The 22,677-nt window shown below is 43.0% G+C and carries 17 protein-coding genes; 6 read left to right on the top strand and 11 right to left on the bottom strand.

Annotated elements, in window-relative coordinates; genetic code table 11:
* Nucleotides 1-3: 3 nt before the first annotated feature.
* From BLR43_RS00645 to BLR43_RS00630, 4 genes are all read left to right on the top strand, one after another.
* Nucleotides 4-1,362: a homoserine dehydrogenase gene (locus tag BLR43_RS00645; protein WP_093067533.1), complete on the top strand. Its 1,359-nt coding sequence runs from the start codon at nucleotides 4-6 to the stop codon at nucleotides 1,360-1,362.
* Between the two features lie 143 nt (nucleotides 1,363-1,505).
* Nucleotides 1,506-2,687, top strand: coding sequence for a thiolase family protein (locus BLR43_RS00640; RefSeq protein ID WP_071002379.1), 1,182 nt, complete (start codon nucleotides 1,506-1,508; stop codon nucleotides 2,685-2,687).
* 456 nt (nucleotides 2,688-3,143) lie between these two features.
* A complete protein-coding gene (locus BLR43_RS00635) occupies nucleotides 3,144-3,992 on the top strand; it encodes a DUF2382 domain-containing protein (protein ID WP_093067530.1) in 849 nt (282 codons plus the stop codon).
* Nucleotides 3,993-4,234: 242 nt separating this feature from the next.
* Nucleotides 4,235-4,792: a YsnF/AvaK domain-containing protein gene (locus BLR43_RS00630; protein ID WP_093067527.1), complete on the top strand. Its 558-nt coding sequence runs from the start codon at nucleotides 4,235-4,237 to the stop codon at nucleotides 4,790-4,792.
* A 105-nt stretch (nucleotides 4,793-4,897) separates the two neighbouring features.
* Here BLR43_RS00630 and BLR43_RS00625 read toward each other — a convergent pair whose 3' ends face one another.
* Nucleotides 4,898-5,428: a hypothetical protein gene (locus BLR43_RS00625; protein WP_058025673.1), complete on the bottom strand. Its 531-nt coding sequence runs from the start codon at nucleotides 5,426-5,428 to the stop codon at nucleotides 4,898-4,900.
* Between the two features lie 232 nt (nucleotides 5,429-5,660).
* A complete protein-coding gene (gene secA / locus BLR43_RS00620; protein ID WP_093067523.1) occupies nucleotides 5,661-8,453 on the bottom strand; it encodes a preprotein translocase subunit SecA in 2,793 nt (930 codons plus the stop codon).
* A gap of 472 nt (nucleotides 8,454-8,925) precedes the next feature.
* Here secA and mutS point away from each other — a divergent pair, with 472 nt between their 5' ends.
* Both mutS and fdxA read left to right on the top strand, forming a co-directional pair.
* Nucleotides 8,926-12,009 carry a DNA mismatch repair protein MutS gene (mutS, locus tag BLR43_RS00615; RefSeq protein WP_093067519.1) on the top strand — a complete coding sequence of 1,028 codons (3,084 nt, stop codon included), beginning with the start codon at nucleotides 8,926-8,928 and terminating at the stop codon, nucleotides 12,007-12,009.
* A 97-nt stretch (nucleotides 12,010-12,106) separates the two neighbouring features.
* Entirely contained in the window at nucleotides 12,107-12,430 is a 324-nt protein-coding gene (fdxA, locus tag BLR43_RS00610) for a ferredoxin FdxA (protein WP_093067515.1), read from the top strand.
* A gap of 198 nt (nucleotides 12,431-12,628) precedes the next feature.
* Here fdxA and BLR43_RS00605 read toward each other — a convergent pair whose 3' ends face one another.
* From BLR43_RS00605 to BLR43_RS00560, 9 genes are all read right to left on the bottom strand, one after another.
* Complete coding sequence (locus BLR43_RS00605; RefSeq protein ID WP_093067510.1) at nucleotides 12,629-13,114, bottom strand: prepilin-type N-terminal cleavage/methylation domain-containing protein; 486 nt, start codon at nucleotides 13,112-13,114, stop codon at nucleotides 12,629-12,631.
* 305 nt (nucleotides 13,115-13,419) lie between these two features.
* A complete protein-coding gene (locus BLR43_RS00600; RefSeq protein ID WP_075105688.1) occupies nucleotides 13,420-13,881 on the bottom strand; it encodes a type IV pilin protein in 462 nt (153 codons plus the stop codon).
* Nucleotides 13,881-14,432: a type IV pilin protein gene (locus BLR43_RS00595; protein ID WP_093067507.1), complete on the bottom strand. Its 552-nt coding sequence runs from the start codon at nucleotides 14,430-14,432 to the stop codon at nucleotides 13,881-13,883. The genes BLR43_RS00600 and BLR43_RS00595 overlap by 1 nt, the downstream gene beginning before the upstream one ends.
* 12 nt (nucleotides 14,433-14,444) lie before the next feature.
* Nucleotides 14,445-18,590 carry a pilus assembly protein gene (locus BLR43_RS00590; RefSeq protein ID WP_227674179.1) on the bottom strand — a complete coding sequence of 1,382 codons (4,146 nt, stop codon included), beginning with the start codon at nucleotides 18,588-18,590 and terminating at the stop codon, nucleotides 14,445-14,447.
* A gap of 32 nt (nucleotides 18,591-18,622) precedes the next feature.
* Entirely contained in the window at nucleotides 18,623-19,498 is an 876-nt protein-coding gene (locus tag BLR43_RS00580; protein ID WP_244265471.1) for a pilus assembly protein PilX, read from the bottom strand.
* A 21-nt stretch (nucleotides 19,499-19,519) separates the two neighbouring features.
* The gene (locus tag BLR43_RS00575; protein ID WP_093067503.1) at nucleotides 19,520-20,500 is read right to left on the bottom strand and encodes a prepilin-type N-terminal cleavage/methylation domain-containing protein; all 981 of its coding nucleotides are present in this window, start codon (nucleotides 20,498-20,500) and stop codon (nucleotides 19,520-19,522) included.
* The gene (gene pilV / locus BLR43_RS00570; protein ID WP_075105693.1) at nucleotides 20,500-21,066 is read right to left on the bottom strand and encodes a type IV pilus modification protein PilV; all 567 of its coding nucleotides are present in this window, start codon (nucleotides 21,064-21,066) and stop codon (nucleotides 20,500-20,502) included. Before pilV ends, BLR43_RS00575 begins: the two co-directional genes overlap by 1 nt.
* Nucleotides 21,066-21,551 carry a GspH/FimT family pseudopilin gene (locus tag BLR43_RS00565; RefSeq protein WP_093067499.1) on the bottom strand — a complete coding sequence of 162 codons (486 nt, stop codon included), beginning with the start codon at nucleotides 21,549-21,551 and terminating at the stop codon, nucleotides 21,066-21,068. Before BLR43_RS00565 ends, pilV begins: the two co-directional genes overlap by 1 nt.
* 280 nt (nucleotides 21,552-21,831) lie before the next feature.
* Nucleotides 21,832-22,668, bottom strand: coding sequence for a ComF family protein (locus BLR43_RS00560; RefSeq protein WP_227674182.1), 837 nt, complete (start codon nucleotides 22,666-22,668; stop codon nucleotides 21,832-21,834).
* Nucleotides 22,669-22,677 lie beyond the last annotated feature (9 nt).

Below are 22,677 nucleotides of genomic sequence, written 5' to 3'. Positions count from 1 at the left end.
ACTGTGAGCAATTCCATCAAACTAGCGATACTTGGTTTAGGCACCGTCGGAACAGGTGTGATCAACCTAATCAATGACAATTTAGATGAGCTAAAACGCCGTAGTGGACGCGATATTATTGTTACCGAAGTGGGTACGCGCCGTCAGCGTGATGATATTGATACCAGCATCATGCAAAACAGTGACTTGATGGCAATTGCGGCAAGCGACAATGTCGATATCGTTATCGAAGTGATTGGTGGTACGACCTTGGCTAAAGACGTCATCATGCAAGCTATTAAAAACGGTAAGCATGTCGTAACTGCAAATAAAGCGCTATTGGCTGAACACGGTAATGAGATTTTTGCCTTTGCTGAAGAGAATAATGTCCATGTTGCTTATGAAGCAGCGGTGGCAGGCGGCATTCCAATTATCAAAGTGATGCGCGAAGCGCTTGCTGCCAATAAAATTGATTGGCTCGCAGGTATCATTAACGGTACTGGCAACTTTATCATGACCGAAATGCGTGACAAAGGTCGCCCATTTGCCGACGTACTAGAGGAGGCGCAAGAGCTGGGTTATGCAGAAGCAGATCCAACTTTTGATGTGGAAGGCATCGATGCGGCGCACAAACTAGCCTTGCTTGCCTCGATTGCCTTTGGTATCCCGCTACAGTTTGACAAAGTCTACTGTGAAGGCATCACTGGTATCACACTACAAGATGTCAACTACGCCGAAGAGCTTGGCTATCGTATCAAACATTTAGGATTTGCAGTACGCCGTGATGGTCAAGGCAACAGTGATGATGCTGGCGTTGAGTTGCGTGTCCATCCAACGCTTATTCCACAAGATGCACTGCTTGCCAATGTCAACGGCGTAAAAAACGCGGTATTGGTCAACTCACATCCACTTGGCCAAACACTCTACTGCGGTGATGGCGCTGGTGCTGGTGCTACTGCTTCGGCAGTGATGGCCGACGTCATGGATCTCGTCCGTGTATTAGGTAGCAAAAGTGGCGACGAGCAAAACAGCAGCGAGCAAAACAATCGTGGACACCATGTACCGCACTTAGCATTTATCCCTGAGCAACTCTCAGACACACCAATATTACGTGCTGAGCAGATGATTACTGGTTACTACTTACGTGTACATGCTTATGATAGCCCAGGTGTTTTAGCGGACATCACTCGCATCCTAAGCGATGCAGGTATCAATATCGATGCCATTCTACAGAAACCTGCGCATAAAGTGGGTCAAGTACCTGTCATTATCTTAACCCTACCTGTGGTCGAGAGTCAGATGAATCTCGCTATCGAAAAAATTGAAAAATTAGAGACCATTACTGATAAAGTAGTACGCATTCGCTTAGATGAGCTGGCTTAAAACATAATTTTAGCAAGCCACGCTTATCACCCCCTTTATCAGTGAACCAGGCAAGTGCTAACTGATAAAGAGTAACAGCGAACCAGCCCTTACCTCTCTATGAGGCACTTTCATTTAAAATACTTAAATAAGGAATAATAACGATGTCAAATGATGCAATTGTAATCTTAAACGGCGCACGTACACCAATGGGCGGCTTCCAAGGTGTACTAAAAGACATGAGTGCTAGCGATTTGGGCGCTGCTGCAATCAAAGCCGCTGTCGAACGCTCAGGCGTTAGTGTCGATGATATTGATGAAGTAATCATGGGTTGTATCTTGACTGCAGGTTTGGGTCAAGGCCCTGCCCGTCAAGCCATGCGCAAAGCTGGATTGTCTGACGCGACTGGCGCGGTCACCATCAACAAGCTATGCGGCTCAGGTCTAAAAGCCGTCATGCAAGCACATGATGGCATCAAAGCTGGTAGCTTCAATGTTGCTGTAGCTGGTGGTATGGAGTCAATGACCAATGCACCGTATCTGATGCCAGGGTCGCGTGGTGGCTACCGCATGGGTCACAAAGAAGTCAAAGATCATATGTTCTTAGACGGCCTAGAAGATGCTGAGACTGGTAAGCTCATGGGTATGTTCGCTCAAGAAATGGCGGATAAAAAAGGCTATACACGTGAAAAGATGGATGAGTTTGCCATCGAATCACTCAGTCGCGCGCTAACCGCTATCAAAGACAATCACTTCAAAGATGAAATTGAGCCTGTGACGTTTGAAACTCGTAAAGGCGAGCAAACAGTCGATACTGATGAGCAACCAGGCCTAGCGAATGCTGATCGTATCCCAAGCTTACGCCCAGCATTTGCAAAAGACGGTACGATCACTGCAGCCAATGCCAGCTCAATCTCAGACGGTGCTGCTGCTGTCGTCGTAATGAAAGAGTCACAAGCAAAGGCTGAAGGTCTGGATTATCAAGCTCGCATCGTTGCCACTGCTTCAAACTCTCGTCACCCAAGCGAATTCACCATCGCTCCGATCGGTGCCATCGAAAAAGTACTCGCAAACGCTGGCTGGTCAGTCGCTGATGTGGATCTATGGGAAATTAACGAAGCTTTTGCGATGGTCACTATGGCGGCTATGGACGAGCTAAACATCGACCACGCCAAAGTTAACGTTGAAGGCGGCGCTTGTGCGCTTGGTCATCCAGTAGGCTGTTCAGGTGCACGAATCCTAGTGACGCTCATCAATTCTCTCAAGCGTACCGGCGGCAAAAAAGGCGTTGCGACACTTTGTATTGGTGGCGGCGAAGCAGTTGCCGTTGCTATTGAGCTTCCTTAAGTAAAAATAATACTAGCGTGTCGTTGCTCAGATAATACGTAACATTTAACTTCACGCATTTATTGGTATTTATCTTTTGTTCAAGAACCGCATTGCTCATTGCTTTGCGGTTTTTTTGTGTCTATTAATTCAACGTTAACTTCAAACATTTCTTTGTGTTAAGACTCGTTAAGTTGTACCCCACCTATGTTATACCACTTACAGCCTATTACATGTAATTACCCCAAGCGCACATTTTGCTACCTTGCTCATGTATTTCATCCAAAATCATAGTGTTAGGATGGCTACAAGTTGATGCAGAGATGTTGTGACCTATCTCTTAACTTACTTATTGAAGTTCGATTATTGAAGTAATTTTTGCCTAGAATTTAAAATAAGTATTCATCAGCAATTTTAAGAATATCCATTTATAAAATAATTTTTACAAATACTAACTCATAAAAAAGGAAGACAATAATGAGCCAACTAATCCGTTTAAAAGATATTCAAGCCACTCATCGTGACCTAATCGGTGATGACTATTATGATCCAACAGACAAAACTGCTTACGGCGTTAATGAAGAAAAAATCGGTAAAATTGAAGGTGCGTTAGTAGAAGACACTACTGGCCGTATTCGTTACCTAATCGTTGATGCAGGTGGCTGGTTTAGCTCAAAAGAGGTATTAGTACCAGCGGGTCTTGCTCGTATTGTTGGTGATGATGTTTTCTTCGATAGCTTGACCAAGTCACAGGTAGAAGCCATGGAAGTATATGACCACGACTATCAGTACAGCTATAAAGAGCAATATGAAAAAGATCGTCAAGCGTTTACTGCTGATACCGTTCCAGCTGAAGAGCGCGTAGACATCGCAGACCATTCTTATGATGCACCAAACACACTAGAGCTTTTAGAAGAGCGTTTAACTGTCAATAAAGACCGTATCGTTGCAGGTCTTGTAAAAGTTGGCAAACATGTTGTGACTGAAGAGCGTAATGTCGAGGTTGAGCTAGAAGAAGAACATGCTGATATTCAGCGCACTAGTGTTGATCGCCCAACAGACCGCCGCATCGGTGATATGGACGTTAATGATACCGTTGAAGTTGAGCTAGAAGCAGAACGTGCTCGTGTCGGTAAAGATACTTATGTGTCTGAAGAAGTTAATGTTGGTAAAACAACAGAGCGTCATACTGAAACTATCGTTGAGACTATCCAGCGCGAAGAGCTAGACGTTAATAATGACGGTAATGTGGTCGACCGTGAAGGCAACTTAGTTGACCGTGATGACATCACAGCAGATGATGTACGCCGCGCTCGTGGTATGTAATACCCTGATACTTTGCGTCTTTTAATGACATTGTGATTTCATTATGAGATGTGATAATAATAGGTAGCTAAGCATTTTGACTTAGCAGATTAAGGCCAGAGCATGTCTCTGGTCTTTTTTGTATCGATAATATGGGGACGTGAGTTATTATAGTAATGATTAATGATAGTAATAAATTCAATATCATTCGTTAACATTGCATTTTGCCCGATTCATCATTTTATAATTATAAGGAAATAAAAATGACTACTGACCATACAAAAAACTTATACCAAGACGATTTGGAAAGCCAAAAAAGCACACTAGCTGATGAAACCTCCAATGTTGGGCATTTGGAGCTATTAGAAGAGCGTCCTGTCATCAATAAAGAGCGCCTAGACGTTGGTAAAGTGACTGTCACCAAGCATGCCCGCACCAAGACCATTGAAGTGCCTATTGAGCTTATAGAAGAATACATTACCATTCGCACTGAGTATCATGATGCAGAGAGTCAAGAATTACTGTCAGGTAACTATGATGACAGAGATATATTGCGTCATGTTGAACCCTCACTAGATAGTAAAGCCGTGGTGACCGTCAATGGTAAACAAATAGAGGTTGGCGATGATCCGATTGAAATCGTTTTATCACGCCAAGTAGCAACTATTACTAAAGATACCTACGCCATTCAAGAAATTGAAGTCAATAAGAGCACCCATATTCATACCGATAGTATTCAAGTAGAGTTGAAACATGAAGAGCTCGATGTGACTGAAGAAGGGTTTTTGGCACATGAAGCCAATGCTACTCGACCAAAATAAATGAGATACTGGTGATTTAATCATCAGCATAGATAAATCACTGACAAAAAAAAGCAACGCTAATCTTGCGTTGCTTTTTTTGTGTGGTACGTAGTAATCAAAATTTTATACTTTATTACATTCAAACGTATTTACGGTTGACTCATCTTCTCCAGCTGTACGCATGACACCAGTTTCGCGTTCTTCATGCGCCACACGCCACTGAGTAAACCCTTGACCGCCATCTAACCCTGTGGCAACTTCAAACACTTCTGGATTACTGCCTTCATTGGTCTGATTCAGTGTTACTGTTCCCATATCAGTGGCAACGACCACTTGATTGGCATCTTCTTTATAAGTCGCTTCAACTTTTAGCTCAGGTGAGCACAGATACGATACCTGCGTCACACTGCTGTTTACCGATGCGACCGTATCACCTTCTACTTCATTAAGTGAGGCATCTTCAGTATTTACAACGACATCACTTGGCTCAGCAGGCTCAGCTGACATTGGTACAGATTCTTCAGCATTGACACCATCTTCCATACTTGACTCTGGCTCTGATTGCTGCTGACAGGCACTGATCGTCAATGCACCAGCGAGCAACCCCGTCAATGCGACTGAGGTACGCAATTTTTTTAATAATTCTAAACTCATAACGCTCTCCCAAATAAATATGCTAAACACTATAGCGTGTCCATAAATTCACGCCTATGCTGAATTTGTAAGCAATCAATACAAAGTGTTCATCTGCTATAGAACGGTAAATTATAGAACAAGCAGCCTTTATAAGATATAAAAAAGCCCCTATCTGGTTGAGATAAAGGCTTACTATTTAGCAGTCTACAGACTTTAATCATAATTACTAATGATTAAAAGACCATAGTGATTAGATTTTGCCGTGGCACTGTTTGTACTTGAGCCCTGAACCACAAGGACAAGGGGCATTACGACTAATATTCATACCAGCATACGGGTTTGGCTCATTGGCGTTGCTACCACTGGCTGCCATAGCAGCGCCAGCTGCTGCCGTACCACTAAGGCTGCGGTTTTGTGGTTGCGGCTGAGCGGCTGCACTGTTTACGTTGCTATCTAAATTATCTACGTCATCATGTTCAAACTGCATTTGCATATGCGCAGCATTCTCACGTTGCTGAGCTTCCAACGCCTCTAGCTCTTCTTTGGTTGGGATATGAACACGTGATAAATCTTGTACCGTTTCAGACTTAATCGCCCCAAGCATCATTTGGAACAATTCAAATGATTCACGCTTGTATTCCTGCTCAGGGTTTTTCTGCGCATAACCGCGTAGATGGATACCTTTACGCAGCTGATCCATCTGTGTCAAATGCTCTTTCCAGTGCTTGTCTAGACTCTGTAGCATAAAATGACGCTCAAGCTGGGCGGCGTCTTGCTCACCCATTTGCTCACGGCGGCTGTGATAACGGTCTATGGCTGTTTGGATAATCTTGGCACGCAGTCCTTCTTCATCTAGACGGCGGTCTTCATCTAGCCAATCATTGATCGGCATCGTGACTTTAAACTCGTCCTCAAGCTCATCTTCTAATCCGTCAATGTTCCACTGATCGTCGATAGAGCCAGGCGGGATGAATTGGTTGATCATGGCGTTATAGACTTCATGATGCATCACTTCAATGGCTTCTAATAAGTCCATTTCGGCGAGCAAATCATCACGCTGACCATAGATAACTTTACGCTGCTCGTTGGCAACATCATCATATTTCAACAGATTCTTACGTGCATCAAAATCGCGGCTCTCAACTTTACCTTGCGCGTTTTCGATCGATTTTGACACCATCTTGTGCTCGATGGCTTCATCTTCTTTTAGACCCATGGCACGCATCATATTGACCACGCGATCGCCTGCGAAGATACGCATCAAATCATCTTCAAGCGATAAGAAAAAGCGCGACATCCCAGGATCCCCCTGACGACCAGCACGACCACGTAACTGGTTATCGATACGGCGTGATTCATGACGCTCAGAGCCAATGATATGTAGACCGCCCGCCGCTACCACTTGGTCATGCTTCACTTGCCACTGAGACTTTAGGCGCTGCATCTCCTCTGGACTGACCGAATCGACATCTTCGATAAACGACTGCCAATTACCACCAAGGATAATATCCGTACCACGACCTGCCATGTTGGTGGCGATCGTCACTGATTTTGGGCTACCAGCCTGTGCGATAATCTCAGCTTCACGCTCATGCTGCTTGGCGTTTAAGACGTTATGCTTCACGCCTTCTTGATCGAGCAAATAAGACAGTTCTTCACTGGCTTCAATGGTCGCTGTACCGACCAGCACAGGTGCACCTTTGGCTTGAATGTCTTTAATCTCGCGGATAATGCCCTTGTATTTGCCTAACTTGGTTAAGAAAATCTGATCATCCATATCGATACGAGCAATCGGCTCATGCGTTGGAATGACGATGACATCGAGATCGTAAGTAGATTTAAATTCTGCCGCTTCAGTATCAGCGGTACCCGTCATACCAGACAGCTTGTCATATAGACGGAAGTAATTCTGGAATGTCGTGGTCGCAAGCGTTTGGTTTTCTGCTTGGATTTCAACATTTTCTTTGGCTTCTACTGCTTGATGCAGACCTTCTGACCAGCGGCGACCAGGCATAGTACGGCCTGTGTTTTCATCAACGATGACCACCTCGCCTTCATCGACGATATAGTGGACGTTTTTGACAAATACATGATGCGCACGGATGGCAGCTTGAACGTGAGCCAACAACGGCAAGCGGCTTGGGCTATATAAGCTCTCGTTTTCACCCAGCTCGCCCACTTCAACTAAGAAGCGCTCAATTTTTTCATAGCCTTTTTCGCTAATCTCAATCTGACGGTTTTTTTCATCAATCCAAAAATCTTCATCTTCGTTGTTTTTATTGGCTTCTTCGTCTTTTGAACGCTTAAGCCGTGGAATGATGGTGTTAATCAGCGCATACATGCGTGAAGAGTCTTCGGCTTGCCCTGAGATAATCAACGGCGTACGTGCCTCATCGATTAAGATTGAGTCAATCTCATCGATAATACAAAAGTTTAGCGGACGCTGTTTTTTCTCTTTTAGACTAAAGACCATGTTGTCACGCAGATAATCAAAACCGTACTCATTGTTGGTACCGTATGTGATATCGGCTTGATAGGCGTCGATTTTTTCTTGTGGCGGCTGCTGTGAGTAAATCACGCCAACCGTCATGCCCAAAAAGTTAAAGAGCGGACGGTTGAGCTCCGCATCACGCGCCGCAAGATAGTCGTTGACCGTGACCAAATGAACGCCTTTACCACTGATGGCATTGAGATACATCGCCAAGGTGCCCATTAGGGTTTTACCTTCGCCCGTTTTCATTTCAGCAATTTTGCCTTCGTGCAAAGTGATACCGCCGATCAGCTGTACGTCATAGTGGCGCATACCATTGACACGCAATGAGGCTTCGCGGCAGACGGCAAACGCCTCTGGCAATAGTGCATCTAAGCTTTCGCCTTTTTGATGACGTGCTTTGAACTCTTCGGTTTTTTGTTGTAGTTGCTCATCAGACAGGGCTTGTATCTCAGCCTCTTGTGCGTTGATCTTGCTGACCACTTTACGCATGCGTTTTAGTTCGCGGTCGTTTTTGGTGCCAACCACACTGCCTACAATCTTTGATAACATAATTTTTTGACCTATGGAATATTCGATAATTAGTGCGCATTAGCCAAAGCTTAGCTCGTGGCCTTGTCATTACCCGACTAAGTACTACCTAATTTAGTATCGCCCAATTAAGTGTGCCGTCATTATATATGGTTATGGCGCTGATGGATACAAGGGCGGTGAGTAGATATTTGCCAAGGCAAAAACCGAGCAGGACGTGTTAAAATAGCGCTTACTTTATTAAATTTCTTAGGTTTTTTAGCGATTGTAAGTGACGGCGACCACTTGGCTTCCGTGTAGCATCGTCAATACTACCTAGCCTAAAACGGACATTTGAATTATCCATTCATGGTCATTCTATAGATTAATTACATCACTTCTGTCGTATCAAAAAGCTTATAACTTTGTCAATTTATAATACTGTCACTAACCTGACGCTCATATCGCCAATATTATTTAATAACACCTATCGAAACACAATAAGAGACTCTGCATGACCGTAAAGCCGTCCGTCCAAAATCATTCATCTATTTCTACTCAATCAGGTAATGCCTTATCAAAACCAAATACATCTGACTGTTTAAGCATCGGCGATACCGTCTATAACTTAGCAGATCATACGCCAATGATGGTGCAATATCTAACCATGAAAGCCAACTATCCACAAGCATTGCTGCTATACCGGATGGGGGATTTTTATGAGCTGTTCTTTGATGATGCTAAGCGGGCGGCGCAAATATTAGACATCACTCTAACGCGTCGTGGTACGGATAAAGCGGGCAACCCGATAGCGATGGCGGGCGTTCCTTTTCATGCAGCCGATAGCTATATGGCACGCCTCATCGCGGCTGGGCAAACGGTCGTCGTGTGTGAACAAATTGACGAGTCGACAACGACCAATGCTGGCAGTGGTAACAATAAAGCCAATGTCCCTGCGATGGGCGACAAGCAAAAAAAAGACAAAAGTAAATCGGCGGCTGGTAGCATCATGCGCCGTGAAGTAGTCAAAACGCTGACAGCAGGTACTATTACTGATGATGCACTCATTGCACCAAACCATACACCGACTGTCGTCGCCATCGATATTGCTCATTTAAAAACGCAAGATAATAGCCAGACGTTACAAGCAGCTGTCAGCCAAATGGATCTAGCTGCAGGTACATTGACTACCCAGACGCTAATAGCAGATAAAAACGATATAGATGGATTGCAAACTCAAATGCTGACGGTACTTGCTCGTTTTGCGCCTAGTGAATGTATCATTAGTGAAGCACTCAGCGATAGCATTGGGGGCACTGATGGCACTGATGCAGAGTGGATGCTGTGGTTACGGCAACATCTGGACTGCCCTATTATAGAAGTCGCGGCCAATGACTTTCACCGTACGCACGCGAGCGACACGCTTTGTCAGCAGTTTGAAGTACAGCGTCTCGATGGTTTGGGTATCGCAGATAACGTACTGGCGCAAACTAGCTGTGCTGCGCTTATTCATTATGCGCGGCAAACTCAGCAGCGCCATGTGCCACAAGTCAATCAGCTGATCGTTGAATACAGTGACGATTATTTGATTATTGATGCCAACAGTCAGCAAAACCTTGAGTTATTTAGTCCTGTCAGTAGTAGCGGTACTTCCCTAATATCCGTCCTTAACCATTGTCAAACGCCAATGGGCAAGCGACTGCTCGTACAGCAAATGAAGCGTCCACTGCGTCAGCATGCGCGTATCAATATGCGTCTAGACGCGATAACGTCTCTATTGAATGTAGACGGTCATTCACATCAGCATTCAGACAATAGCTCACTGGTGACACGTTTACGAGAAACACTGAATACCATTGGCGATATAGAGCGAATCAGCAGTCGCATCGGGCTGATGAGTGCCAAACCTCGTGATTTACGCAAGCTTGCCGATGGTATCGCTAGCAGCGCCCAGATTACCACTCTACTGACAGCGTCAGGTATCAACCATGAAGACGCTGGTCTATTGCCGATGTTGATGCAGCAATTGCCTGCCAGGCTGCCAGCCGTTCAAGCGGTGGCTGAGTTAATCGAGCGCGCTATTGTCATTGAACCACCTGCACATATCCGTGATGGTGGTATGTTGGCAGCCGGTTATGATGAAGAGTTTGATCGTTTGACCCATTTGCATGACAATATTCAAGTGACATTGGATGAGATGGTAGAGCGAGCGCGTCAGGAAAATCAACTGCCCAGTCTAAAAGTTGGCTTTAATAAAGTCAGTGGCTTTTACTTTGAATTGCCCAAGATGCAAGCGAAAAATGCCCCTGCCCACTTTATTCGTCGGCAAACGCTCAAAAGCAGTGAGCGTTTTATTACTGATGAATTAAAAGAGGTTGAGACGGAGTATTTAAGCGCCCAGTCTCTGGCATTGGCTCGTGAGAAAACGCTGTACCAAGCGCTGCTAAACCAACTAAACGAGAACTTGGCTGAGTTACAACAGCTGAGTGCAGCTATTGCCCAAATAGATGTCCTGAGCAATTGGGCGCAGCTTGCGACGACTTACCATTGGCAACGCCCAGTTATGGGAGGAGTTTCAGAAAATCAAAATAAATCTATAGCCAAAAATCAGACCCATATTGATATCCGCCAAGGTCGTCATGTCGTGGTCGAAGCGGCGTTAAATCAAGCGAACGCGAACAATCGGAACGGTGCTGCATCAAGTACAAATTATTTTGTCGCGAACGACTGCGTGCTGGGTAGCGCCAATGCTGGTGAAGGACATCCTGAAAGATTACTTCTCATCACTGGCCCTAACATGGGTGGTAAGTCTACCTATATGCGTCAAACGGCGCTGATTGTTTTGCTTGCTCATTGCGGCAGCTTTGTGCCCGCCGAGCATGCACATATTGGTGATATTGACCGAATATTTACCCGTATCGGCTCAGCGGACGATCTGGCTGGTGGTAAATCTACCTTTATGGTGGAGATGATAGAGACGGCCAATATATTAAATCAAGCGACCCATAAATCACTGGTATTGATGGATGAAGTTGGACGCGGTACCGCCACTACTGATGGTCTAGCCATCGCACATGCCTGTGTCAACCGTCTAGTCGATATTGGCTGCCTGACGTTATTTGCCACTCATTATTTTGAGCTGACGCAATTGGGACAGACAAGTGACGATATTCGTAACGTCCACGTCGCCGCCAGTGAAGTCGATGGTCAGTTACTTCTCCTTCATCAGATCTGTGAAGGCGCTGCAAGCTCTAGCTTTGGATTGCATGTTGCCAAAATGGCGGGTATCCCCACTCAAGTATTAAATGATGCCAAACGTTACTTGATAGATAATCTAAAAGCAGAAAATGAAAAAACTATTGATGATAAAAATGACTTAGCTAATTCAGTAACGGATAAACAGCCGGAATCTGACAATAACGCTGTTCTAGAACCACAAAGTAGTTACACGGTAAAATCACCAAATATAGAGGATAATCTAAAGCAAAATCAGTTATTTAGCATAGAAGACGAACTAAGCGCCATTGATCCTGATAGTCTGACACCCAAACAAGCGCACGATTTGATCTATCATTTGAAAAAAATCATTGGTCACTAAAGGGAATTGTCAAATCGTAGTAAAGGCGCTAAAATACGCTTTATTTTCGACTATTCTATTTAGCCAAAAGCCAAATCAATAACAGGTAGACATTACTATGACCTTTGTCGTTACAGATAACTGCATTCTTTGCAAATACACCGACTGTGTAGAAGTCTGTCCTGTGGACTGCTTTTATGAAGGACCAAACTTTTTGGTCATCGACCCTGATGAGTGCATCGACTGCGCGCTATGTGAGCCTGAATGCCCTGCCAATGCGATCTTCTCAGAAGATGAAGTGCCAAAGGGGCAAGAGATGTTCACTCAGCTCAATGAGGAGCTGGCACAAAAATGGCCAAACATCACAGAGATGAAAGAGCAGATGCCAGAAGCCACCAAATGGGACGGCGTTGAGGGTAAGATTCAGTATTTAGAGAAGTAAGTTTTTCGCTAGCTGAATAAAAAAGATACTGATTGAAATAACTTTTATAAGTAAAAAATGAATTATGGAAATTAGTTCAATTGGATGGGCTTGTTATATTTATAACTATAATATTCGATATTTTAACCTATAGTTAGTATTAAAAAAGCCAAACAAAGTGTTTGGCTTTTTTAATATATGTATTATTTCAATTACATCTTAACTTACTGCAACAACTCCTGCAGTTAGAGTTGAATCATAGTTACCACCAGCACTAGTTGCTGCCTCATCTAACTTAGCACCTTTAGCACATTGACTCTTTGTAGCAGCCGTATTCTCTTTAAAGCTCCACGACAAAGCACCATTGTTTGTCACAGTTCCGGCTATAATACAACCTTTATTAGATGCTTTAATTGTGAATGCAGTTTGTTCTGCCAAACTAGCACCAGTGGCTGCAGCACCAACTTTTGTATCACCAGCAGTATTCGCAGCATTTAGCTCTGTTTTTAGTGTGTCACATCCAATACCTGTTTGTATACATGCTTGTAGTTTTGGCATAAAATTATTGACGCCAGTTTGAGCAGCTGCGCCATAAGTAGTTGAAACATATTCACGATATTGAGGAACAGCGATCGCTGCTAGGATACCAATGATCGCAACAACGATCATTAGTTCGATTAGGGTAAAACCTTTTTGAGCGTTCATAGACTTGTCCTTTTTGGATAATATGGCAATAGAATTATTATCTAACTGCCAGCTATAAATATAATGTTTCTCTTGTTATAGTTGTTGCAGATACTGTGCCAACAATAAAATCAGCATTGTTTTATTTGAAAAATACCCTACAAACGCTGTAATTCGTTTTTGAAACCATTTAATGTCTTTTTTTCATCGTTGATAACAGTCAATGTTACCTCTAGTCTACTGAAAATTGTCAATCATGTTTGTCTTTAACAACAAAAAGTAACTGACTATGACAATTTTTGTCAGCGATATGCATGAGTTTTTTATCAATCACTCCACTCATCGCTACTGCCGCAAACGCTGTCACGACATTTGACACCTTGATAATTTAGTGTGAGGTTGCCGTCTCCTGCCATCTGTGTGCCTATTTTTGGGCTAGCAGTGATTTTCCATTTAGCAGTCAATGTATTATCAGGCGGTGTTAAAGGTTCTGGGTTAATAGTTACATCATATAGCTGAGTGCCCTGCCTTGGATAAGCGATAGCAAAATCTGTTTTTACTTTTGCACTGATATTGCTATAACTACCTTGTGCTAACTTTCGACTCTCAATCTCTGACGCAATATTGTGCATCTCACTCATCATATCAGTACGCTTGGTTTTGATGACATATTGTTGGTAGCTCGGGTAGGCAATCGCAGCGAGTACGCCAATAATGGCGACGACGATCATCATTTCAATTAGAGTGAAACCGTGTTGCTGTTTAAACGCTTTATTAATTGTAGACATTACCAACTCTCCTTTCCCGCACCGCAGTCAGTAGAAGCTATTTGCACCGTTCTATCTTTGCTCTGGCACCGTAACCCCTTACTACTTAGCATAAAGAGGTGCGCGTCAAAGCTTGTGAGGCTAGGACTAGGCTCAGCAAGCATACGCCATGAGTTTCCCGCGGTAGAAAAGCTAGTAGTGGCAGGCGCTAGAGTACCGTTCGTACTAGCATCAACTAGACTAATCCTATAACTGTAATTACCATTATTGCTACCCGCTGGCACATATATAGTTTGATTAGTAGGTGCGTCATCATAACCGTTACTGACTGTACCATCACTGGCTGTCTTTCTAGGCTGAAATCCTTTGTAAGTAAGAGCAGTGGCACGCCAACGATTAAGTTCTATCTCAAGCTGCTGCAGACGTGCTTGTGCTTGGTGCTCTGAATTGCGAACAACATACTGTCTGTACGACGGAATAGCTATCGCAGCCAGAATAGCGATGATAAAGACCACAACCATTAGCTCAATGAGCGTAAAGCCTGTCTGTTGCCTAAACACTTCTTTCTTCATATTGCTGTCTCATCAGTCTACTTCATACCATGTTTTTGGCTGAAGAGTAAATCGATCATTGAATATCAAGTCAGGAGCAGTACCACTTCCTGCAACAAGATCAGTAGCTGACAGGTTTTGATTTAAACCATACGGCTTTGATATTACGTCAAAAATACCCTTACCTGTATCAGAGCCGAAATTTACTCGATCATTTGCACGTTCTGCCAGAGTTCTGGTTCCGATAAGCAAGCGTTGGTTAGAAAGCGTCGAGCTTCGCGGCCCTAAAGTAAGCTCTTGAATACCCTTACCTGCTCTGACAAATCCGCCTAAGCCATTTTTGGAGGCATCATCAGTGCAAATACCATAAGGCAAACAATATAGTTGTCTCTCTGAACCACCAGTAATCTTAGCAGAACAAGAATCTACCGTTCCATAATTCATATCTGGATTATAGGCAGTCGTATATAAGAAGCTATCGATCACTTCAGACTTACCGACACCTTTGGTATATCTAACATTGCCATAACCGTCAAAGTTCGTTAACGGAATATACCAGCCATTCTTTGTTGTACCTTGTAACACTGAGATAGCAGTATTTTTTTGCGCTACTGTATAGCCCGTAGCGCTCAAAGTGCCGATAGCACTAGGCAACTCGACTAAATTACTACTTGCTGAATTATTGGCTGTCAAATCAGCTATTTTTTGACCGTTAGCATTGCTTGCTGTCGTAAAGTTGCTCGCATAAAAAATATTGTCCGCCTTTGTGACATCGGTATCCATTATGCCATAGAGTCTATCAGACTTACTAAGATCACGTATCTTAGATAAAGGTGAGCTACGATCACCCGATATGACATTTACGAGTGCAAATAAACTGCTGCTAACGGGGTTTCGGTAAAAACTGACGACTGGGCGCTCATAGAAACGATGATTGTACTTGGTATCAGAGCCAGTATAAGCACTTTGAAGAACTCGAGTAACTCGAGTGTTAGTAAAAGAGGTCTCAGGCGATGATGCTGTGGCTGTCGTAGAAGGCTTTACAAATCCTGCATTGGTAAAGTCAGCACGGAAGACTTGACCACCTAAATCTGCAAAATAGATATGATCCATAAAGCCATCATTGTCACGATCTAGCGTGGTCACGCCAGCAACGATACTATTTTTCATAGTAGGTACTGACGTTGTTGCCCCTGAGTCACTAGAAGCTGACCAGATGAGTGCGCCTGTTTTGGCATTAATGATATATACTGCGTTACCTTTGACAGAAGTTTTACCTGAGCATTCTTTTAGTTCTGAGTTAGTCACTCCTAGCTGAAAGCCTTCATATTCATAACACATATCATAACCACCACCGAATACCAGAACATCTGTTCCTTTATCACTAGCAGCTGTGCTCATTTTTATCTTAGCTTTAGTAGGCTTTTCCCAAATTTGGCCCATACGACTAAAACCTGAAGTCGCTGGCGTAATCGCAAACATCATACTTGGACTTTCGTTATTAATAAGGTTCAGGCCATATAAGGCCTCACCACCCATACGTAGGCCACCATAAGCATAGATGCCTTTATTATCTGTCGTGTCAATGTTGACGCGGCGAGCTTCAAAATCATACTTATAGTCCGCACTGACCAGCCAAGGTGCATCAATACCAAAATTAGGTGAACCCGTACTAGTCTTAGTAGCATCTTTCACTAATGCTGCTGATTTTTCGGGATCTATCAGCATCTCTCTTGGAATAATGACAAATTTTTCTTTACCACCATTCCCACTCGTACTGGCATTGTCAGCATTAACCAAATGCAGACCACCTTCCGATGAACCAAATAGTACATAATCATCACGAGTAGTGTTAACTCTACCATCTTCATCTAAGTTTGCTGAGTATGATACTGAAGCAGGAGTCGAGTGTATCGTCGCTCCTAGTACCTTGATAGGCTGAGTTGCATTGGCGCTCGTCAACGTCATATCCTTCACATTGACTGTTGTCGCTGGAAGATTGGCAAAACCTAAAAAATTTAGTAATTTTCTCAACGTCGCTTCATTATAGGTTGCTGTATCCACAAAAGATGTATTTGTTAAAGCAGCATTATTTACCAACACTTTACCTGCAGCATTGACACTCACTTTTTTTAATACTGGCTTTTTACTAGAATTGTTTTCCCAATCTTCTACATATAAAGTTCTAACAGAGGCAATACCCGTCGCTGGTGTGCTCAGTTGTGAGTAAAATCCACCAGACTCTACTTTATCATTGGCGCCAGCATAGTTTTGATCTGACCATAAATCCTGTGCTGCTGGGTTCAACTCCCCTGCTATATTTTTGAAGAGCTTAGTATTACTCTTACCATATAGCGTGCCTTCGTTTAAACTATATTTCTTTAGGTTACCTTCCCAAATCACTGAGTTTTCAGCAACTTTGGGTTGTATAGTGGGATAGTAGGCGACAGCGAGCTGACTATCGGCACGATACGGATCGTCTGGGATAATAATAGTCCCTGATGGCGTAGAAGGTAGAGTTTGATTCAAATCACTGACGAAGGTTATGATGCTATTGACAATATCCTCGGTAGACTGTGCTGAGTAGAAGCCGCCCTCACCGAAGCCGCCAACGCCTGGCAATGCAGCAGTTGACTTCTCTCCCCAGTTACAGGCGTTTTTTGCATCGGTATTGGCAATCTTTTCACAATTATAGAAATCTCGACTGCCAGTTTTACCTGTTTTTGGATTGGTATAAGGGAGTTTACGAATAATGCGATCTTCTGGATCTTTTTTCTTATCCGCCTCTCTATCAACATCGAATACTGAACCAAACCCAACCACTGCTGTAAATATTTCTCTATCTGTACCTAACGGATTAATCGTAGGGTCGCGCAACGCTTTGGCAAATGCGCCAACTTCAGCCATACCATTTCCATTCTGACTCCCATTCGGCAGCGTGACTGAGGATAGGTTAAATGATGAGGATCCCAAAGCCGATCTCATGAGAGGCAGAGGATTAGGGGAGCTGTTTGGTTCACCATCAGTTAAGAAGTAGATACCGCGTCCATCACAGCTAGAAGGTGAAGAAAGTGGACTGATATAGTTAGATCCAGATTTCGATGCTGTAACAGATTTAGCAAAACCACTGTATCCTAGCTCTGCTGCAGTTTTTACAGTCGTTTTTAATAGACAAGTTAACGAGCTAGCATTTTGGCACTGCGCAGTCGTAAAGCCAGCAGTACTAGTAATAAATGAATTAGTGAAATATTGTGTACAGTCTAAACCACTACTGCCCCATCTTGAGCATTCATAGTATCTATTATTATTGTCTATTCTAATGTATTCTTCCCTAGCGGAAGAATATGAAGCGGAAGTATTTTTGCCCAGCATATAAGCACCTGCTTCTGCATAAGCATTAGCTGTTGGTGTTCCGTTACCCCCTCCAGCAGCGGCAACAGCAACTTTAATCTTTAAACGTTGAACATCATTTAGTAATTCTGCGGGTACCAGTATCTTGCCACTACTACCATCAGCATTCTTAGCTGTACCATTAGTATTAAACTCCACCACATTATCACTATTACTTTGGGAAGAAAACTGACCAATGCCAATAGCGACTTTATTGGGGTCTAGCTGGGTATTATCCATTAATGTAAAAATTGCGTCTTTTAAACGAGTAAGTCGATCATAAATGCGTACATTATTTTTATAGTAATAGGTGTTACCATTAGCAGTTCCAGAAATAAAACCATTGGTTGTTGGATTAACTATTTCAGTATCACATTCCGCAACGCCATAAGTAAAACTACCTGAGCCATCGCTTGCACCGCAGCTATACCATGTATTACCTCTTTTACGATAATAAAACTTCGTAGTCTCACAATAGTCTTTTCTGTATATAGGTACTGTATTCGAATTCTCAAAACCTTTGGTATAGTTTGTACCCACAGGAATATCACACGTAACAGCACTATTTACCTGATTTAGAGTCATACTACCGGATGTATCTAACATCATTGTGATGGTCGTCTTGCCACCTTCGGCTGCCTTATATATCTCTAAATCACCTATTTTTTTACCAGCTACATCAGCTTGTGCAACTGGCAAAGCAACCATAGCAGCCATGGCAACAACAAGATACTTCAAAGGTAACGCAACTTTGCCACTCATTGGCGATACAGTATTTAGTCGTTTCATGGCTTATATCCTTTATATAATGAGTAAACTGGTTACGGCGTAGTTTTGAGAACGCACTCTGCATTCAATGTACCTCTACCGAAAGGAATACATTTCGTAGAAGAAGAGATGTTTTCGACATCCGCTTGCTCATATAGCATTTTACTTGGAGTGTTGGCGGCGAGCATACAGTCGCTTAACGATTTCTTGCTACCAATCACATTGGCTTTAATACTGGTCTGTGCAAAACAATTGTCACCATTAGCTTTAGGTTCGCTGTAGGACGGTAACGCTGAAGCAGATCTGATATCGAACGTAAATTTTTTACTGGTCCTATCCTCAATCTCTTTACCGATGACCATATGTCCAAATCTTTCCGCATTTGGGTCGACAGGTGCAACAGTCACGCTCATTTGAGTAACCACCGTTTGTCTAGCACTGGTATAGCCATCAGCGCTATTGTAATCACATATACCATTATTCAAACCACTCCAATAAGCTGTTGGATTGGCGGTCGTGCCCTTCACCATGATGGTAGCATTAGATGCCAAATACTTTTTGGTGCGCGGATTAAAGCAGTAAATAAATTCATTAGTCGAATTTTCAGGATTTAGTAAGAAATGACCAAACACGCCTGCCGCACTCGTTACATCAAGGTATTCAGTGGATGTTGAGCTACCATTCAGCATCATTTCGAGCTTTTGATTGGCGCTATCTGAAGACTGCAATAATACTGTGTTGATCTGATCGCTCGTAGCAATCTTAAGATCAGTATTACTCTGTCTCACCGCTATAGCACCAGCTAGCATAATCAACACTAAGAATAGTAGCACTACTATCAACGTTGCGCCTCGCTCAGCACTCCGATATCCAATAGTCATTTTGACGTCTTTTATGGTTGAATTTGGTGAATAGCGATGGATCGTCATTCTTACTCTCCTTACCAGAGTTTAAAGGCTGGTTTTTACGTTGACTACACGAGCATTGCGTAAGAAGGTTGTTGTCTCATAAGTCGTACGTACTTGCTTCTGGCGCGCAGTGTCTGTCTTCAGTACATTATTTTGACCTAACAGCATGAAAGATGTTTGATCATCACTACCTAATATAGGAGTACTACCATGAACGATTAAACCTATTTTTACTGCTGTTATTGCTGGTTTATTAGCATCTATCAAATAGGCACTACTTGGTAAATACATGATTTGACCTGCATTACTACCCGAATCATACTGGGCACCTAACAAGATCTTGAACTGATCCACATTAGTAATAAATTCTTGACCAGCTTGACCAAAATTACGCGGATCTGTACCACTTATCGTTCTAATCTTGCCTGCTGCAAAATCTACCCTTCCAGCATCGCACGCTAGTACTAGGTTTTTAATAGCGCCACTACTGCTATCATTCGTAGCAGGTCGCAAAAAGTAACGCTCGATAGCGATATCATTTACCTCAACTGCCGAGCCCTCACAATCACTGAACGGGCTACCTGTTATGTTAGTATATTGGATTGTCAGTTGATCACTAGGAACAGTAGTATTTGAGATGCCTGTCCATCCATTTGTACCGCTAGTAGGATCACCTGCGCGCCTTGTCAAATAACCAGTATCGGTATAAGGTGTGGTAGCAACCCCAAGGTTGGCACCTGTTAAGACGATACCACCTTTTGCAGTCGTTCCATCTATTCTATTAATAGGGTTTCCTAAATTAGCCAAGCGAACTTTTTTTTCTAATTGCTGTAGCCCAAACACACTAGCGTCTTGCAACTCGCTACCACTAGATTGCACGCTACTCGTCTTAACACTAATTACGTATATCTGTATAACAGCGGCTGAGACAATCAAACCTATGACTAATGAAATCATCAACTCTATTAAGGTAAAACCAGACTGATCGCAATTACTACGCTCATAACTGTTAAGGTTTGGCATCAGTAGGCCTCCATAATAAAGCACTCTGCACCATTTTTATAAGTGCCATTTGCATTGGCACAGGCATTCGCATCACTATCGCTTAGAGTTACAGTAGTATCACCCCAGCTAGCTACAAAGCATTGGCGCTCTTGATTACCTGATGTACCAGGACAGCCGTTAGGTACTAAGCCCAACTTAATATCATTTTGCACCGCATATGATTTCATCAACAAGCCATCACGTGCCCCTAGCTGCTCAATAGTACAGCTATCTGTGGCAGCAGGTGCTCCAGCTGTATTTTTTACACAACTATCTTTTGTGATTGTGACACCATCTATCGTTATAGAATCAGTACTGCCATTTACAGCAGTTTTGAAAGCGCTTATTCCACCTGAGTTCGCACGTATTGTTTCCGCGCCTCCTCTCATAATAGTTAATGCTCGCGTACGCATGAGGCTTTCATCAGTAGCTTTTACAGCAGTCATTTGCATAGCTGAAAACCCAAGCACTGCAACTGCTAATAGTAACAGTGCCACTAGCACCTCTACTAAGCCCACTCCATACTGGTTATTGATGTTTTTCATTAGCAAGTACCTCCTAACTTCTTGTTACTAATGCTTGCTACTGTGTTAACTTCAATTTGTCGTGGTGTTACTACTGCACTGCTATCACAAATAGTATAAGTAACTTTGCCAACGTTAGATGTCACTTTATTTGGTTGAAAAGTCACCGCAGTTACTGTATTAGGATTGATAGATACTGTGCTTGTAGAATTAACATTATAAGTCGCCAACACAGTGCCACTAGTGTTCTGCAAGACAATGGTTTTGGCACTATTATTATATACGACTCGAATATCTTGACGGCGAATAACACTTTCGACTTTTGCCTCTTTTAACGCATTCTCAAGCGTCGCAGCCGTCGACTTAACACGCTGATTAGCAAGCTGTGTGCTGATACTGGGTGCAGCAATACTCACAATAATAGCTAGCACAGCAATCGTTACCATGAGCTCAATCAAGGTAAACCCTAAACTGGCTGTTCTTAGCGAGGTCGGTAGACTATTCATAGATGCGTTCACATCAAATCCCTATTTAGCACTGCTAATGTCTGTCTCTGATCAGTTTTTGTTTTAAAATAACTAAAATCTGGTGTCAGTTTTGCTAATAGTTTTATAGTTAGCTTAACTAATAATATGCAATTTTTGTTCCACAACATTCTGTTCATGTTATATACGGATGAACAATAATACATACTTGATAGACCAGTAAATATATATGTATTTAATAATATAGCGTTACGATGATATATTAGCAATATATTAACAATTTCAATTAGATAGATGATTTTTAGGACTGACTGCCATGAGCTAACGCATAGGCAGAAATATGATAATTGTTATGGCTTTGAGCATTTATGGTCACTGTTTGCTCAGATGAGATGAATGCACGTGCCAATGCTTGCAAGCTTGCGCCTGTCGTAGAGACATCATCGAACAATAGTAAGCGTTTTACCGGAGGCTTTTCGGTCAGTGCAAAAGCGTTATCTAGGTTGCTTAGACGTTCAGCGCGTGTGAGCCCTTGCTGACTGACCGTATCATCAATGCGCTCCACACCGTGCCATAGAGGAATTTGCCAATGCTTTGACAGTTGTGCTGATAAAATACTGACAGGATCAAACCCTCGTTTTACTAGCCGCTGATTGGTCGTTGGCATGGCAACAATCACGCTATTATTACGATGACAGCCATGTGGCCGTGGTAGCTGGCGTAATGCATGTAACAACAATGGCAATTTTGTCATGTCTTCATGATGCTTAAACGCCCGAATCGCTTGACGGATTGGATATTCATAATAGGTAGATACTTGGATAGATAAGGACCTGCCAGCAGCAATGTCAACATCAAAAGGCTGTGGCAGCCATGCGATACTATTGTGACAATAAGTGCAGAGTAGACCTCTATTTAAGCGGTGATTGATTTGATGATAAATATGAGCGAACGAGGATCGATTGCTTGAAAGGGAAAATTCAGAATGTTCGCTCGATGCGTCATTACTATTAGCCTGTGAATGCTGCATCAATAGCTGAGATTGTGATGTACTTCTATACATACGACACAGCTGGCAGCGTACATTTAAATACTCTGCCAGCCACAGTCCGGTTTGATAAGGCACTAAGCGGTGCATAGACTATTG

This window comes from Psychrobacter pacificensis (genome assembly GCF_900101915.1).
Lineage (GTDB): Bacteria > Pseudomonadota > Gammaproteobacteria > Pseudomonadales > Moraxellaceae > Psychrobacter > Psychrobacter pacificensis.
This window is presented reverse-complemented; position numbering and strand designations above follow the sequence as displayed.

Coding starts and splice junctions, on each gene's coding strand:
- BLR43_RS00640 (WP_071002379.1), top strand. CDS start 1,506: ATGTCAAATGATGCAATTGTAATCTTAAACGGCGCACGTACACCAATG.
- BLR43_RS00635 (WP_093067530.1), top strand. CDS start 3,144: ATGAGCCAACTAATCCGTTTAAAAGATATTCAAGCCACTCATCGTGAC.
- BLR43_RS00630 (WP_093067527.1), top strand. CDS start 4,235: ATGACTACTGACCATACAAAAAACTTATACCAAGACGATTTGGAAAGC.
- BLR43_RS00625 (WP_058025673.1), bottom strand. CDS start 5,428: ATGAGTTTAGAATTATTAAAAAAATTGCGTACCTCAGTCGCATTGACG.
- secA (WP_093067523.1), bottom strand. CDS start 8,453: ATGTTATCAAAGATTGTAGGCAGTGTGGTTGGCACCAAAAACGACCGC.
- mutS (WP_093067519.1), top strand. CDS start 8,926: ATGACCGTAAAGCCGTCCGTCCAAAATCATTCATCTATTTCTACTCAA.
- fdxA (WP_093067515.1), top strand. CDS start 12,107: ATGACCTTTGTCGTTACAGATAACTGCATTCTTTGCAAATACACCGAC.
- BLR43_RS00605 (WP_093067510.1), bottom strand. CDS start 13,114: ATGAACGCTCAAAAAGGTTTTACCCTAATCGAACTAATGATCGTTGTT.
- BLR43_RS00600 (WP_075105688.1), bottom strand. CDS start 13,881: ATGTCTACAATTAATAAAGCGTTTAAACAGCAACACGGTTTCACTCTA.
- BLR43_RS00595 (WP_093067507.1), bottom strand. CDS start 14,432: ATGAAGAAAGAAGTGTTTAGGCAACAGACAGGCTTTACGCTCATTGAG.
- BLR43_RS00590 (WP_227674179.1), bottom strand. CDS start 18,590: ATGAAACGACTAAATACTGTATCGCCAATGAGTGGCAAAGTTGCGTTA.
- BLR43_RS00580 (WP_244265471.1), bottom strand. CDS start 19,498: ATGACGATCCATCGCTATTCACCAAATTCAACCATAAAAGACGTCAAA.
- BLR43_RS00575 (WP_093067503.1), bottom strand. CDS start 20,500: ATGCCAAACCTTAACAGTTATGAGCGTAGTAATTGCGATCAGTCTGGT.
- pilV (WP_075105693.1), bottom strand. CDS start 21,066: ATGAAAAACATCAATAACCAGTATGGAGTGGGCTTAGTAGAGGTGCTA.
- BLR43_RS00565 (WP_093067499.1), bottom strand. CDS start 21,551: ATGAATAGTCTACCGACCTCGCTAAGAACAGCCAGTTTAGGGTTTACC.
- BLR43_RS00560 (WP_227674182.1), bottom strand. CDS start 22,668: ATGCACCGCTTAGTGCCTTATCAAACCGGACTGTGGCTGGCAGAGTAT.